This window comes from Arthrobacter sp. TmtSoilC51, from assembly GCF_055388015.1.
In genome coordinates, this window is the sequence record NZ_AP035877.1 from 660,975 (window position 1) to 675,411 (window position 14,437).

Consider the following 14,437-nt stretch of genomic DNA (forward strand, 5'->3'; position numbering starts at 1 on the left):
CTGTACTCTGTGACTCGACTGGTTGCGCATTTTTGACAAGACCTGTCACGAACGCAGCGATTCAAATGTTGACAGGCCTTGGCGATGGAGCCCGGGCCTCACTCAGTGAAAGGTGCTATCACTCGTGAAATCACAAGGAAAGAGCTTCGTCAGAAGCGGGGGGCTTCGAAAGGCAGCGGCTCTCGCCGTGGGCTTGCCGTTGCTGCTCTCTTCCGTGGCGTTGCCGGCCCAGGCAGCTCCCTCGCCGGAGACCGTGTCCGGGAATCTGGCAGGCGTGGCCAAGAAGAACCTTGACCCCAGCGCCTACAAGGATGGCCGCTACATGGTTGTCCTGGCAGAAAAGCCTGCGGCAATTTACGACGGCGGTACCCCTGGTCTTGCGCCCACCAAGCCGGAAGAGGGCAAGAAGCTCGATTCCGGCAGCGTCGAGGTGAAGGAATACCAAGAACACTTGCAACAGGCGCAGCAAGAAGTTGCGCAGCAGGAAAACGTCACCATTGAACGCGACTTCACCACCGCCGTCAACGGCTTCAGCGCCAACCTGACGGCAGACCAGGCCATCAATCTGGCCAAAGACCCGAAGGTCCTCATGGTAGCGCCGGACACGCAGTACGCACCGGACTACTCCACCACTGATTTCCTGAAACTCAGCGGCCCCAATGGCACTTGGGCCACACAATACGGAGGCCAGGAGAACGCCGGCAAGGGCACCGTTGTTGGCGTTATCGACACCGGCTACACCCCCTCTAATCCGTTTTTTGCAGGCGAACCGGTCGGTCCCCTGGTCGGCAGCCCCCAGGTTGGCGTCCCTTATAAGACCGCTGACGGCAAAATCGCCATGCTGAAGGCAGATGGCGACACCTTCATCGGCGAGTGCCAGCCCGGTACGGACACAGGCGGCGACTACGACGGCAGCGCCTGCAACTCCAAGGTGCTCAGCACCCACTACTTCGCGGACGCCTTCCTGCAAACTGTTGCGCCGGAAAACCGCGCCCCCGAGGAAGTCATCTCGCCCGTTGATGTGGATAGCCACGGCACCCACACCGCAAGCACCGCGGCCGGCAACGGCAATGTGGACGCCGTAGTGGACGGCCGCAGCTTCGGTATCACCAGCGGCATCGCTCCGGCCGCCAAGCTCTCCATCTACAAGGTCTGCTGGGAAGACACAGATCCCACAACGGGTGGCTGCTACGGCTCGGCTTCGGTAGACGCCATTGAGCAGGCCATCCTGGACGGCGTGGATGTCCTGAATTACTCCATTTCCGGTTCCAGCACATCCACCACCGATCCCGTATCGCTGGCGTTCCTGTCTGCTGCGTCGGCCGGGATTTTCGTGGCAACCTCTGCCGGAAACTCCGGGCCAACGGCCAGCACCGTGAACCACGGAGCACCTTGGTTGACTACAGTGGCCGCCACCTCTTTCTCGCAGGAACTTCAGGGCACCGTTGAATTCTCCGATGGCAGCAAGTTCCGCGGAGCGAGCATCATGAACCACGAGGTGAGCGGGGCCGGCGTCGTGCTTTCCACCAACGCTGCAAGCGGTGAAGGTGACGCGGCTCTGTGTGCTCCCGGGTCCCTTGATCCCGCCAAGATCGTGGGCAAGGTTGTGGTGTGCAACCGTGGCGTGGTTGACCGCACGGCCAAGAGCGCGGAGGTCCTTCGAGGCGGTGGCGTGGGAATGATCCTGGTCAACCTGACGGAATCGTCGCTGGACACGGACAAGCACGCTGTTCCCACCGTCCACGTGAACCCTCCGGCCACGCAGGCCATCAAGGACAAGGTCGCGGCCAACCCGGCCATCACCGTGTCCCTGCTGAACCACGACACCACGGGCCTGCCCCTGGAGGCGCAGCCGCAGATCGCCGGATTCTCGTCCCGCGGTCCGTTGCTGGCAACGGATTCAGACCTTCTGAAGCCCGACGTGTCAGCACCCGGCGTCGCAATCCTCGCAGGCGTTTCACCCATCGGAACCGGTGGCGACAACTTTGGCTTCCTGTCCGGAACGTCCATGGCGTCACCGCACGTGGCCGGGTTCGGGGCACTGATCCTGGGCAAGAACCCGCTGTGGTCCCCGGCAACGGTGAAGTCCGCCATGATGACCACCGCTGGCCCGGTCAAGCTGGCCAACGGCGCCATCAACAAGGACGTCTTCGCTACCGGAGCAGGGCAGGTGGACCCGGCAAAGGTCCTCAGCCCGGGCCTGGTGTACGACGCCACCACCGAGGACTATCTGAAATTCGTTCAGGGCACGGGGATGGACCTCGGCATTGAGGGACTGGGCACCACGCAGCCGCGGGACATGAACGTCCCCTCGTTTGCACTGGGCAACCTGGCCGGCAAGATCGAGGTCACCCGGACGGTTACAGCGTTGACGCCGGGCCTTTACCGAGCCTCCGTTAACGTTCCCGGCGTCAACGTCAAGGTCACGCCGTCCGTGCTGAACTTTGGCGTTGCGGGCGAAAAGAAGACCTTCAAGGTGCAGTTCGAAAACAACAACGCTGCCCTGGGTAAGTTCGCCATGGGTTCGCTGAGTTGGCAGGGAGCCAACAAGACCGTCACCTCGCCGATTGCTGTCCGTCCGCAGTCCGTGATCGCGGATAAGGCCATGGCGTTCGCGGGAACGGGTCCCAACGGCTCAGCGGCCATCAACATCGTCTCCGGTACCAACGCACCTGTGGGAGTCACGGTAGATGGCCTGTCCAAGGCGGATTCCTCTGCCGTGGAACTGGTCCCCGGTCCCTTTGCCGGCGAGACCAACGCCTCGAACTTCGTCAAGAAGGTCACGGTGGGTGAGAACAGCGCGTTGGCCAAGTTCTCGGTCATTTCCTCCGACGAAGCGGCGGACTTCGACATGTTGGTCCTTACTCCGGCGGGGCAGCAGCTCCCGTCCGCGACGGCCTCGGCCAGCGAATCCGTGACGGTGCCCAACCCGGCACCGGGCGACTACTACGTTTTCGCCAACCTCTATGCCAGCCCTAACAACCAGCCCACCAAGGCAACAGTTGATGCGGCGGTCCTGGGTGCCAACGAGGGCAACGCCACGGTGACGCCCAACCCGATCAGCCTCGCCAACGGCAAGACCGGGACCATCTCGCTGAACTGGACCAACCTGACGCCAGGCTCGTACATCGGGCGTCTGACGTTCGACGGCACCAGCCAGCCCAGCTTCGTCACGGTAGTGGTGAGCCAAAGCGGTGCCGCCATTGTTCCGGATAACGAGAACCCGACGAAGGAAAAGCAGGACAAGAAGGTCCGCGCAGACGAGCCGACGCAAAGCAACAACGCGAGCTAGCTTGTTGAAATGAGAGCAGTGGCCGGTGGATGATCCCGCCGGCCACTGCTGTTTTCGCCCTGGGGTGAGGGCCTAGATGGCGCCGGTGGATCCTTCTGTGCCGCCCAGGAGAGGGGCCATGCTGCGCCAGCGTGCGATTTCGCAACCATCGGTCCGGCTCAGCTGGCTGTGGACCCTCCGCCCACGGAACCAACCTGTCACAACGGCCACCTGGGGGCCGCCGTACTGTTGCGTGCAGATCCTGTCGGGACGTGGAACCGGGAAGAACACTTCCTCGCCAAACTGCTCTACGGCGGCAAGGGCTGCGCCTGCGTCCGGTAGGTTCGACTCGATGGCGTCCGGCTCCGAAGAGAGTATTCCTTTTGCGGAGCGCAGGTAGAACTCTGTGGGTGTGGCGCCAGGTGCCTCAGTCAGCGTGACCGTGAGGTGGACGTCGTACCCGCTGTTGTCGGGGGAAACCATGATTACCTTTCGCTGGTGGCGGCGGGTGCTTGGGCAAGGAGTCCCGGGAGACGGTCCGGCTTCCCTATAGAAGCGGTTCGATTGCCTGAAGCACGCGGGCCCGCAGCGCCTGGGATTCGGCAGCAAAAGCCCGCTGGTACTCAACGTACTCGGCCTTGCCCTGCGGTGTCTCGATCCTGATGGGCGGGTAGCCCCATTCTTCGAGGTCATAAGGGGAGGCCTGCATGTCCATGATGCGGATCCGCCACGACAGTTCGAAGCAGTCCATCACCAGCTCGCTGGGCAGCGCAGGCGTCAGTTTGTAGGCCCACTTGTACAGGTCCATGTTGGCGTGCAGGCAGCCCGGTTGTTCCATGGTGCGCTGGTTCTCGCGTGTGGGCGTGAGCTCGTTGAGCGGGATGGCGTCCGGTGTGTAGAAGCGGAAGGCATCGAAGTGGGAACAACGGATGCGGTTCTCCTCCACCACGGTGTCAGTGCCCTCGCCGCCCAGGCGCAGTTGCAGGTACTCGTGCCGAAGTTCGAATTTCTCCTGCCGGTACACCATGGCCCACTCATGGAGGCCGAAGCAGCCGAACTGCGCGGGACGCTTCGCGGTGCCGGTGAGGATGATACCGGCGAAACTGACAGCCTCGGCGCGCTGGGCCATGAAACTGTCCCGGTCAAAGATGACCGCGGGCGTACCTGGCGGCAGTCCGACTGCTGCAAGGTGGCCGTCGTCGAGCAAGCGGTAGAACTTCCAGTTGGCGCGCTCAAGGACGCGCTCGCCGCTCAGCACTACGCCATCGCCGGGATGCCAGCGCAGCAGTTGGCCAGGCTTCTGGGTGTAATACGTGAAGAGGAAGTCCTCCACGGGGTGTTTCTTTCCGGCCGACCGGCGTGCCAAATATGGGTCCGCGTAGCGCGCGACGCGTGCATGATGTGCTGCCTCCATCCCGAGCCACTGCTCTTGGGGGAGGTGCTGTGGCCTAGGCTGCTCCACCGCTGGAGCCGATGATCGCGCTGGCCGCATCCCACAAGGCGATCTGGCAACCGTCGGTGCGGCTGTAGGAGGCATCGACTTCCACTCCGTCAACGGCGCCAGTCACCTTGGCTGTTTGCGGGCCGCCGTACTGCTGCGTGCAGGCTTGATCGGTTTTGATCGGGGCAGGGTTCAGGAGCGACGGATTGTCCTTGAGGGCCTTGCAGGCCGCGTTTGCGGTTGGGTGCTTGCTTTCGGCGGCCGGGGAGCCGTTTATGCAGACCAGCGTATAGTTCTGCGGTGCTGCCTCGGCTGACTGCAGCACCGTGATGGACAGTTCGGCGTTGCCTTGTCCCGGTGTGGGCGTCATTCCGGGCAAGCTGGGGTCAGGCGTCGTATCGTCAGGGCCGAGGGTTGTGGGCACCTCGGTGGGCGCGGGGTTGGATTGCGTGCCGCTCGGGGAGGCGGTGCTTGGACTGACGGACGACGGCGACACGGAGGTAGCGCTGCTCGACCCGCCCGGGGCGGGGGTACCCGAGCAGCCGGCGAGTCCGGCGAGGACCAGAACAGCCAGTAGGGGGCGGGCAGCCAGTAGGGGCCAGACGGTCTGTGGGGCCCGGGCAGTCTGTGGGGCCAGAACGAAGCGGCGCGAGCGCATGGAGTCTCCTTGGTTGCTGCCATTTTACGCCGAATGGTGCAGGAAGCTGGTGGGGAGCAGGGATAGCAGCAGCCCGGCCCGGCGCCCGCACGGGTGACATTTCCCATGCCATCGGCTCTGTCCTCAGTGAAGCCGGGTATCCCATCAACACCCAGTTCGGCGGCCATGGCATCGGATCCACCATGCACCAAGACCCGCACATAGTGAACACCGGACGGCCAGGCCGTGGGTACACGTTGCGCCCCGGGCTGTTGTACGCTGCGTTGACCCCTACCTCAGGAGCCGCTGCGCTGGGTGGCGGCGATGAGGCCTGTCATTGCCTGATGGAGTTCGGCCACCTCCTCGCGACTGAGCTGTAGGCGCTCCCGGATGGTGCCAGGAACCGCGGTTGCCTGCTCCCTCAGCGCTGCTCCCTGTTCCGTTAGTTTGACTGCAAGCGCGCGCTCATTGCCCGCCACACGCTCGCGGGTAATGAGCTTGGCTTCTTCAAGTCTGCGGAGGAGTGGGGACAGGGTGGCGGGCTCGTGAAGGAGGGTATCGCTGATGTCTTTAAGTGTCCGGGGACTCCGCTCCCAGAGCGCCAGCATCACGAGGTATTGCGGATGGGTCAGTCCGAGCTGTTCCAGGATGGGCTTATAGATGCCCACAACACTCCGCGAGGCAACGGTTAACGCGAAGCACAGTTGACGCTCCAAGAGGAGGTCGTCAGTTTCCTGGGTGGTCTCGCTGGCATGGGTCATGGTTGCCTTCCCGCCGGATTAGTTAGTGTACTAATTATTAGCGTACTATGAACGTGTTGCACCGTCTAAAAGAGGAGTCGATCCGGGTGGCAAAGGAATCCTTTACCCAGAAGTTCATGCGCGCCACGGGAAAGCTGAGGGTTATCTTTGGCCCCGCGCACAGCAGCTCCATCGATCACGAAATGACAGAAGCCAACCGCAGGCTCCTCGCCCAGCGGCAGGCTGAGACGCAACAGTGGGAAACGCTGCGCCGCCCCGATGGCAGCACGTATGTGGTTCCCCGCAATCCGGACGATAAGTCGCTGCGCTAAGCGTTTCTCCGCACCCCGCTCCTAGCCAATGATGGGGCGTTCTTCCGGGAGCTGGTAGAGCCGTGGGCGGGAGGACAAAGCGAGGGCTGATCCGACCGTAATGGTGCCGATTCGGCCGGTGAACATGAGGACCATCAGAACCCATTGGGCGTTGGCCGGCAGGTCATAGGTGATCCCGGTACTGACACCAACAGTGGCGAACGCGGAAATGGATTCGAACAGGACCTTCTCAAGGCCAAAGTCCGTGAACATCAGCAGCAGCAGGGTTCCTCCCACCACTGCGCCGACCCCGAGCAGTGCCACCGAGAGAGCCTGCCGCTGCACTGGGGAGCTGATCGAGCGATGAGCAATCGTGACATGCTCCCGGCCCCTGATCTCGTTCCAGATGGCGAATCCCAGCACCAGGAATGTGGTGATTTTGATTCCCCCGGCGGTGCCGGCGCTGCCACCTCCAATGAACATGAGGATGTTGGTGATCATCAGGGTTTCGGGAGAAGCGGCGCCGTAATCGATGCTGTTAAATCCCGCCGTGCGGGGAAATACACTCCCGGCAAGCGTCGCCAGGAGTTTTCCGCCCAGGGGCATTTGGCCAAGTGTCTGGTCCCGGTTCCATTCAAAAGCAGCGAAGAGGGCGCCGCCGACTCCCAGGAGGAGCAACGTGCCGAAGACGGTAAGCCGTAGATGGACTGTCCAGTCCTTGATCCTCACCCCGCCTCTGAACAGGGCGATCAGGACCGGGAATCCGAGGCCTCCGGTAATGACGGCCAAGCAAATGGGGACGATGATCCAGGGGTCGCCAGCGAAACCAATCAGGTTGTCGCTGTAGAGGGCGAAGCCGGCGTTATTGAACGCCGAAACAGCATGGAACGTCCCGTGCCATAGGGCAGTGCCGGGGTTGTCGTCGTAGGCCAACCAGAAGCGAACGGTCAGTACGGCTGCTGTGGCGGATTCGAAAAGTATCATGATCCGGGCGACGCGGAAGAGGACGGAGCGGACGTCCCCGAAGTTCAGCGTGTGAGTTTCAGACTGCGCTACAAGCTGGCCACGCAGCCCAATGCTCTTTCGCACCAGCAGTGCGAGCAAGGTGGCCAGGGTCATGATCCCGAATCCTCCCACCTGGATCAGGCAAAGGATCACCGCGTGCCCGAAGGGTGTCCAATAGGTAGGAGTGTCCACTGTGATCAGGCCGGTGACGCAGACGGCAGACACGGACGTGAACAGCGCCGGAAGTCCAGAATCTGCGTCTACGTCCGTACGTGACATGGGCAGCATCAGGAGACCTGCGCCAACAAAGATGACCACGATGAACGCCAGTGGTACGGAGCGCACAGGATGCAGCAGCCCGCGCTGCAGCCTGTTGCCTCGGCCTGTGATCCACGTTTTCACTCGTCCATTACTGAGGTCGACCATGCTGCCCAGTTGTCCGGAGGCACCACCACGCATGGGGACGGATCTGTGTGGTGCCCGCATGGGATGGTCCTTTCCGCCCGTAGGCCAACGTGGGCTCCGGTCTGGGGTGTCGCCCAGTCGGTTGGTTGACCCAGTCAGTTGGTTGGCCGCTGGAAACACCACGGAGCGTAGCATCGGATAATTGCCATCAGCCTCGGTTGCGGGCAGTCTTTATGAATCCTTAACGCCCTGTTGTCCGCGCGCCTTTTCCCGCCGGCGGGCGTAAAATTGGCGTACTGGTACGGCATGCGCCGTCCTGCCGCTTTTCTCTCTCCCGTCGAAAGGAGGTGGAAGAACATGGGACGCAAGTTGGAAAGCTTTCAGCACGTGACCGAGCGGCTGCAGTCCGTATTCGGACCAGCAACCCATGGGGACACGGACGCCCCCGTCGTGCACAAACACGACGACTTCGAAACGGCTTCCGAGGAAGACTTGAAGCATTTCGACGTTGAGACCGATTCCGAAGGTCATCACTACGCTGTCCGGAACGACGATCCCGGGCCAACTTCAACTGACTACAGCGTGTGACCGCCAAAAACAGGCATCCGATACCGAAGGACCGGACCGCGAACTCCGGTCCTTCATTACGTGGAGTACGCCTCGCATAGAGCATGCATCCCTCATTTGACCCCGGCCCGCCTGTTGAGGGACTCATAAGCATGCTTATTATAAGAAGTGGACGAATATGTGAAGTACACGCATGCATCCTGGGAGATCAATCTGGGAATGAGGGGGCTGTCAATGAGTGCTCAAGATGATGCCGCAATGGCCCAAGGAGGCTCTGGACGGGCGCATTACCCGCAGCGACGGGTGGCACCGGGCAGTTCCCGTCCCACGCGCACGGCAGCAATCTGGGTTGCCGTAGCTGTGGGCCTGGTGGTTTTGGTCCTGTTGATCGTGTTCTTCGTGCAAAACCAGGACATGGTTACCGTCCGGTTCTTCGGCTTGGAGGGGGTCCTGGCCCTCGGCACCACGCTGTTCATCGCAGCCGTTGGAGGAGGCGTGCTGGTGGCGCTGGCAGGCGGTGCGCGGATTCTGCAACTCAGAGTGGGCAACCATCGGCGGCGGAAGAGGATCAGTGGACAGGAGAAGGGCTATGACGGACACGCCGCTGGATGACGAGCAGGCGCCGGACCGGCCTGATCCGGAGGATGGCAGGGAGGCTGCCGGTCTCCTTGGTGACGCCCTTTCCCCGGTGGTCGCCCCTGAATACACGGACGAGGAGCGACTCTCCGAGCCCGATAAGTCCGAGCCGAATAAGTCTGGGGCCGATCAGCAGTACACGGCGGAAGAGGCCGGGAACTAGTTAAGTGCGGAAGGACCGGAGCGTGTTGCTCCGGTCCTTCCGCAATTAATCCCGACGGCGGCACTCCCTGACGATTTATGTTCCGCCGGGGTGGTGGTCGTCTTAGCCTTCGCAGTCAGTGCAGTAGGCGACGCCATCCTTTTCGCGGGCAATCTGCGAACGGTGGCGGACCAGGAAGCATGAGTTACAAGTGAACTCGTCGTTAGCCTGGGGGATGACCTGGATGATGAGTTCTTCGGCGACGATTTCGCCGCCGGGACCGTTGGCGTCCAGGCCGTCGGTTTCGTCGAGTTCAAGAACCACGCTCTTGGCCGTGGGGGCACTGGCGGATTGGAGCGCCTGGAGGGACTGCTCCTGGTTCTCTTTCACATCGGTACGGAGTTCGTCGTAGTCGGCTGCCACTTTTTTGATGCCTCTTCGTGTTAGGGGGTTACCGGGTATGCAACGTACAGCATGCCATGAAAATTCCATACCATACCCCAGATGCGGCGCTTGTGGCGAAAACCACGTGGGTGGCGGCCCAAAAAAGGCCGCCACCTCGCGCCAATTGCCCTCTATTATTACCTCAGGTCGATGTCCAGAGTCTGGAAACTGTCCGCAACATGGCGACCCACCAGCAGGCGGAACCTTCCGGGCTCAAACTTCCAGCCGCCGTCGTAATGCGCAAAAGCCTTTGCCGGGATGCGGACTTCAACGCTGTCGGTGCCGGCCGGCGCAAGGTGCGCTCCGGCGAAACCGGCCAACCAACGGACCGGGCGGTCGACGACGGAATCGGCACGCTCAAGGTAGACCTGAACCACTTCGCGTCCGGTGCGGGTACCGGTGTTCCGGACCGGGACGTGCACTACCGCGTCATTGCCAGCCGTGACCGACTGTGGTGCGTGTGCGGCGCCGAACTCGAACGTCGTGTACCCGAGCCCGAAGCCGAAAGGCAGCGCCGGAGCCGCGCCGCCAGCCGCTTGCTTCTTGAGCCACGCACGGTAGCCAACGTGAATTCCCTCGGAATAGACCACCTTGCCGTTCACGGGAGTCGTGTTGAGGACGGGGACATCTTCCAGGGCCGCTGGCCATGTTGTTGGCAGGCGACCGCCGGGTTCCTCGGCGCCGAGCAGGATGTCTGCGATTGCGGTGCCGAACTCCTGTCCACCGAACCAGCCCAGCAGCACGGCGTCTACCTTCCGGAACCACGGCATCACCACAGGCGAACCCGAGTTCACAACTACCACAGTGCGTGGATTGGCCGCGGCCACAGCCTCCACGAGCTGGTTCTGGAAGCCGGGGAGGTCCAGGTCCTTACGGTCAAAGCCCTCGGATTCGATGGCCGCACTGGTTCCGACTACTACCACTGCAACATCGGAGTTACGGGCGGCTTCCACAGCGGCATCGATCTCCGCCTGAGGATCGGCCACTACTGTTTCTTCGCCCAGCAGGATGGCCGTGAACGGGATGACCTGTTGCTTGGGCAGGCGGTATTCGGCCTGAATGCGCACAACCTGGCCGGCCGTGGTCTCGATGGCGTGAACAGTCTTGGGAGGATCGAACAGCGCGGCACCCAAGACGTCGGTGTCGTCCTGGATTTCGTCGTTGAAGACCTCCGCTCCGTCCAATGAGAAGCGGATTTGCCCCACGGTGCCCACTCCGAGGTGGTGGACACCGGCTACTTCGGCAGTCCAATCGGTTTCCATCCGGATGATGGCGGCGTCGTCGGGGATGCCAATACCGAACCAGACCAGGTGTGAAGCCAGGCGGTCTTCGCCGGAGATCTCCGAGCCGTCCTCCGCCAGGAAAGTGACCCGGATTCCAGGCACATCCGAGACGGGGTTCTGCAGAGAAGTCCGGGGGAACGCCTGGAGGCCCTCGGCCACCTTCGCGCCACGCGCATAGGTGACCCTGACGCCGTCGGGCAGTGCTTTCCGCAGCCCCTCCAAGGGTGAGACGGTGTACTTGGGCATCACAGTGGCGCTCCCGCCGCCTTGGGTGCGGGCCTCTTCAGCGTTGTGGCCGATCACGGCCACGCTCTTCAGCGTCGAGGCATCCAGTGGAAGGATGCTTCCCTCGTTGCGAACCAGCACGGCGCCGCGGACGGCGACTTCACGCGCGACGGCGGCACCGTCCAGTTTCGCGGGGAGCTCGGCGACGGCGGGCTCGAAGCCTTCGAGTGAGCCGACGCGGGCAGCGAGTCGCAGGATACGGGTGACCTTTTCCAGGATGGCGCCATGGTTGACGCGGCCATCATTGACGGCGGCCAGAAGTTTGGGTCCCCAATGGCCTACGGGACCTGGCATTTCCAGGTCCTGGTGGGCGTTTGCTGCTTCAACGGAACGCACTCCGGTCCAGTCGGATACCACGACGCCGTCGAAGCCCCATTCCGTGGAGAGCGGGGTTTCCAGCAGCTTGTTTTCGCTCGCCGTGGTGCCATTGATGGAGTTATAGGAGCTCATGACCAGCCAAGCCCGGGCTTCGGTAATGGCGTCTTCGAACGCTGCCAAATAGAGCTCACGCAGCGGGCGTTCGTCCACCACGGAGTCTGCAGTGAATCGCTCCGTCTCGGCCTCGTTGGCCAGATAATGCTTGGGAGTAGCCCCGACGCCCATGGACTGCACCCCGGCAACGTAACCGGCGGCCATGGTTGCCGTGAGTCGGGGGTCCTCGCTCATGCACTCGAAATGACGGCCACCCAAGGGTGACCGATGCAGGTTGATGGTGGGGCCGAGTACAGCGTGGACGCCTTTGCGGCGGGCCTCCTGGCCGAGGACCTGGCCGTAGCGGCGAGCGGTTTCTACGCTCCACGTAGCGGACAGGGCGGAGGATGACGGGAGGGAGATCGAGTCGTGGCGTTCGTCGAAGTCTTCGCCGCGGACGCCTGCAGGCCCATCGGACATGACGATGCGGCTGAGGCCGATTTCCGGGATGGCACGGGTGGACCAGACGTCCGCTCCTGTCAGAAGTTGGATCTGCTGCTCCATGGAGAGGCTCTGTGCGAGCTCGCGGATGCGTTCTTCGGCACTTGGCACGTTTGTTGCCAGGACTGCCTGCGAGAGTGTGGGGTTCATTTACTTGACTCCTTTGATGCGGATGACCAGGAGGGTGCCGGTAGGTCTCATTGAGAGACTCTAGCGACTAATATCTAGTGTGACTAGGTTTTTGTGAAAACAAATCAAGTCTTACTCGATTTTGTTCGTGAAATAGACTGACCCAATGTCTACTTCCAAGGCCCGCGGGCAATACGCGAAGGGTGCCGAACGCCGCGAACAGATCATCCAAACGGCTACGGACGTCTTTGCGACGGAAGGATTCGAAGGGACTGCGCTCAAGCGCGTGGCGGAACTCGTTGGGGTGAAGGAAGCCACTCTCTTCCACTATTTCAAGGGCAAGCAGGAGCTCCTCACTGCAGTCCTGGCCGAGCGCGACCGGCGGTCCATGGCGGTGGTTGGCCAGGAGGAAGTGGGGCTTCGCCTGATGCCGCCGATCGCCGAGCGGAACCGCCACGAACCGGGTCTTACCACGCTGTACGCTGTTGCATCGGCCACCGCCAATGATCCCGGACATGACTCCCACGGCTACTTCAAGGAACGGTACGAAAACGTGGTGCGGAACGTCTGTGAGGACATTGTCCGCCGCCAACAGGCCGGTGAAGTCCGGAGCGACGTGGAGGCAGCCATGCTTGCACGGCTGGTGGTTGCGGCGTTCGATGGCCTGCAGTTGCAGTGGCTCTATGACAAAGACGTGGACATGGCCGATGGGCTGAGGCAACTCATCGACGTGCTGCTGGCTCCGGTACAGCGCAGCAAAGGTTAACGCAAGGAAGGATCGGGGCGCTTGCCCCGATCCTTCCTTGGGTAAACCTCGACGGCGGTACTCGCCGCCCGTTTGGGTGCCCTAGCGGCCGGTGCCGCCGTAAACGGTAGCTTCAGCATCGCCGTCGAGCTCGAACGCAGCGTGGATGGCGCGGACGGCGTCGTCCAGCTTGTCAGCGCTGGTGACCACGGAGATGCGGATTTCCGAAGTGGAGATCATGTCGATGTTGATGCCGGCGTCTGAGAGGGCCTTGAAGAACGTGGCCGAAACGCCGGGGTGTGAACGCATGCCGGCGCCAATAAGGGAGAGCTTGCCAACGTGCTCGTTGTATTCGATGCTCTCGAAGCCGATCTGGCCTTCAGCTGCACGCAGGGCGGCCAACGCATCGGCACCTTCGACGATCGGAAGGGTGAACGAGATGTCCGTGCGGCCCGTGCCGTGGGTTGACACGTTCTGGACGATCATGTCGATGTTCGAGTGGGCATCCGCGATCACCTGGAAGATTGCGGCAGCCTTGCCGGGGATATCCGGAACGCCTACAACGGTGACCTTGGCTTCGGACCGGTCGTGTGCAACGCCGGAGATGATTGGCTGCTCCAAGGCAACTCCCTCTTGAATCGTGAACTTTTCATCGGCGCCCGGGATGACCCACGTGCCTTCGTGCTGGCTGAATGAAGAGCGGACGTGCAGCGGCACGCCGAAGCGGCGGGCGTACTCCACGCAACGCAGGTGCAGGATCTTGGCGCCGGAGGCGGCGAGTTCCAGCATTTCCTCGCTGGAGATGCGGTCGATCTTCTGCGCGGAAGACACAACGCGCGGGTCCGCGGTGTAGATGCCGTCCACGTCGGTGTAGATCTCGCAGACGTCTGCTTCGAGCGCGGCGGCCAACGCAACGGCGGTGGTGTCCGAGCCGCCGCGGCCAAGCGTTGTGATCTCGTTGGTGCTGCGGCTCATGCCCTGGAAACCGGCCACGATCGCGATGTGTCCCTTGTCCAGGGCAGTGCGGATGCGGTGCGGGTCGACGTCGATAATCCGGGCCTTGCCGTGGATGCCATCGGTAATCATGCCGGCCTGGGAGCCCGTGAAGGACTGGGCGGAGGCGCCAAATTTGTTGATGGCCATGGCAAGCAGTGCCATGGAAATTCGCTCACCGGCGGAAAGGAGCATGTCCATTTCGCGCGCAGGAGCGGAGTCCGTGACCTGGCCTGCGAGGTCCAGGAGTTCGTCTGTGGTGTCTCCCATGGCGGAAACAACAACCACAACCTCGTTGCCGGCCTTCTGCGCATCCACAACACGCTGAGCGACCCGCTTGATGCCATCAGCATCGGCAACCGAGGAACCGCCGAACTTCTGAACGATCAGCTGCTTGGTAATGGCAGCTCCGTCGGAGAGCTCTTCGATCTTCACTTCGGTAGTGGGCATAGTCATGCGCGCACCCTCACTGCATCAATAGGGTTCGAACG

At 62.3% G+C, this 14,437-nt stretch carries 14 protein-coding genes and 1 pseudogene; 7 read left to right on the forward strand and 8 right to left on the reverse strand.

The annotated features are described in order from the left end of the window. Nucleotides 1–124: 124 nt before the first annotated feature. Complete coding sequence (locus ACZ5G6_RS03215; RefSeq protein ID WP_498689353.1) at nt 125–3,292, forward strand: S8 family serine peptidase; 3,168 nt, start codon at nt 125–127, stop codon at nt 3,290–3,292. A 72-nt stretch (nt 3,293–3,364) separates the two neighbouring features. Here the strand turns inward: ACZ5G6_RS03215 and ACZ5G6_RS03220 are convergent, their stop codons facing one another. The 3 genes from ACZ5G6_RS03220 to ACZ5G6_RS03230 form a co-directional block, all read right to left on the reverse strand. Beyond that, nucleotides 3,365–3,754: a serine protease inhibitor gene (locus ACZ5G6_RS03220; protein ID WP_223935712.1), complete on the reverse strand. Its 390-nt coding sequence runs from the start codon at nt 3,752–3,754 to the stop codon at nt 3,365–3,367. 64 nt (nt 3,755–3,818) lie between these two features. Then, nucleotides 3,819–4,685, reverse strand: a complete 867-nt coding sequence (locus tag ACZ5G6_RS03225; protein ID WP_498689356.1) for a 3-methyladenine DNA glycosylase — start codon at nt 4,683–4,685, stop codon at nt 3,819–3,821. A gap of 34 nt (nt 4,686–4,719) precedes the next feature. Beyond that, nucleotides 4,720–5,370, reverse strand: coding sequence for an SSI family serine proteinase inhibitor (locus ACZ5G6_RS03230; RefSeq protein ID WP_498689358.1), 651 nt, complete (start codon nt 5,368–5,370; stop codon nt 4,720–4,722). Between the two features lie 56 nt (nt 5,371–5,426). Here ACZ5G6_RS03230 and ACZ5G6_RS03235 point away from each other — a divergent pair. Beyond that, nucleotides 5,427–5,630, forward strand: a pseudogene (locus ACZ5G6_RS03235) (M24 family metallopeptidase); the annotation flags it as partial. A gap of 15 nt (nt 5,631–5,645) precedes the next feature. Here the strand turns inward: ACZ5G6_RS03235 and ACZ5G6_RS03240 are convergent. Continuing rightward, nucleotides 5,646–6,110: a MarR family winged helix-turn-helix transcriptional regulator gene (locus tag ACZ5G6_RS03240; RefSeq protein WP_498689360.1), complete on the reverse strand. Its 465-nt coding sequence runs from the start codon at nt 6,108–6,110 to the stop codon at nt 5,646–5,648. Nucleotides 6,111–6,196: 86 nt separating this feature from the next. Here ACZ5G6_RS03240 and ACZ5G6_RS03245 point away from each other — a divergent pair, with 86 nt between their 5' ends. After that, a complete protein-coding gene (locus tag ACZ5G6_RS03245) occupies nt 6,197–6,421 on the forward strand; it encodes a hypothetical protein (protein ID WP_223935716.1) in 225 nt (74 codons plus the stop codon). Between the two features lie 21 nt (nt 6,422–6,442). Here the strand turns inward: ACZ5G6_RS03245 and ACZ5G6_RS03250 are convergent, their stop codons facing one another. Next, entirely contained in the window at nt 6,443–7,831 is a 1,389-nt protein-coding gene (locus ACZ5G6_RS03250) for a TrkH family potassium uptake protein (protein ID WP_498691734.1), read from the reverse strand. Between the two features lie 336 nt (nt 7,832–8,167). On the opposite strand from ACZ5G6_RS03250, the gene ACZ5G6_RS03255 reads away from it, so the two are divergent. The 3 genes from ACZ5G6_RS03255 to ACZ5G6_RS03265 all read left to right on the forward strand — a co-directional run bounded on the left by ACZ5G6_RS03255 (nt 8,168) and on the right by ACZ5G6_RS03265 (nt 9,176). Next, nucleotides 8,168–8,398: a hypothetical protein gene (locus ACZ5G6_RS03255; RefSeq protein ID WP_223935717.1), complete on the forward strand. Its 231-nt coding sequence runs from the start codon at nt 8,168–8,170 to the stop codon at nt 8,396–8,398. Nucleotides 8,399–8,611: 213 nt separating this feature from the next. Further along, entirely contained in the window at nt 8,612–8,989 is a 378-nt protein-coding gene (locus ACZ5G6_RS03260) for a LapA family protein (RefSeq protein WP_498689362.1), read from the forward strand. Then, complete coding sequence (locus ACZ5G6_RS03265) at nt 8,967–9,176, forward strand: hypothetical protein (RefSeq protein WP_223935719.1); 210 nt, start codon at nt 8,967–8,969, stop codon at nt 9,174–9,176. Before ACZ5G6_RS03260 ends, ACZ5G6_RS03265 begins: the two co-directional genes overlap by 23 nt. A gap of 102 nt (nt 9,177–9,278) precedes the next feature. Here the strand turns inward: ACZ5G6_RS03265 and ACZ5G6_RS03270 are convergent, their stop codons facing one another. Together ACZ5G6_RS03270 and ACZ5G6_RS03275 are read right to left on the reverse strand one after the other, a co-directional pair. After that, a complete protein-coding gene (locus ACZ5G6_RS03270; RefSeq protein WP_216921958.1) occupies nt 9,279–9,578 on the reverse strand; it encodes a DUF4193 domain-containing protein in 300 nt (99 codons plus the stop codon). Between the two features lie 158 nt (nt 9,579–9,736). Continuing rightward, complete coding sequence (locus ACZ5G6_RS03275) at nt 9,737–12,229, reverse strand: beta-glucosidase family protein (protein WP_498689365.1); 2,493 nt, start codon at nt 12,227–12,229, stop codon at nt 9,737–9,739. A 145-nt stretch (nt 12,230–12,374) separates the two neighbouring features. Here ACZ5G6_RS03275 and ACZ5G6_RS03280 point away from each other — a divergent pair, with 145 nt between their 5' ends. Beyond that, nucleotides 12,375–12,974, forward strand: a complete 600-nt coding sequence (locus ACZ5G6_RS03280; protein ID WP_223935721.1) for a TetR/AcrR family transcriptional regulator — start codon at nt 12,375–12,377, stop codon at nt 12,972–12,974. Between the two features lie 81 nt (nt 12,975–13,055). Here the strand turns inward: ACZ5G6_RS03280 and ACZ5G6_RS03285 are convergent, their stop codons facing one another. Then, a complete protein-coding gene (locus ACZ5G6_RS03285) occupies nt 13,056–14,402 on the reverse strand; it encodes an aspartate kinase (RefSeq protein ID WP_223935722.1) in 1,347 nt (448 codons plus the stop codon). Between the last annotated feature and the right edge of the window lie 35 nt (nt 14,403–14,437).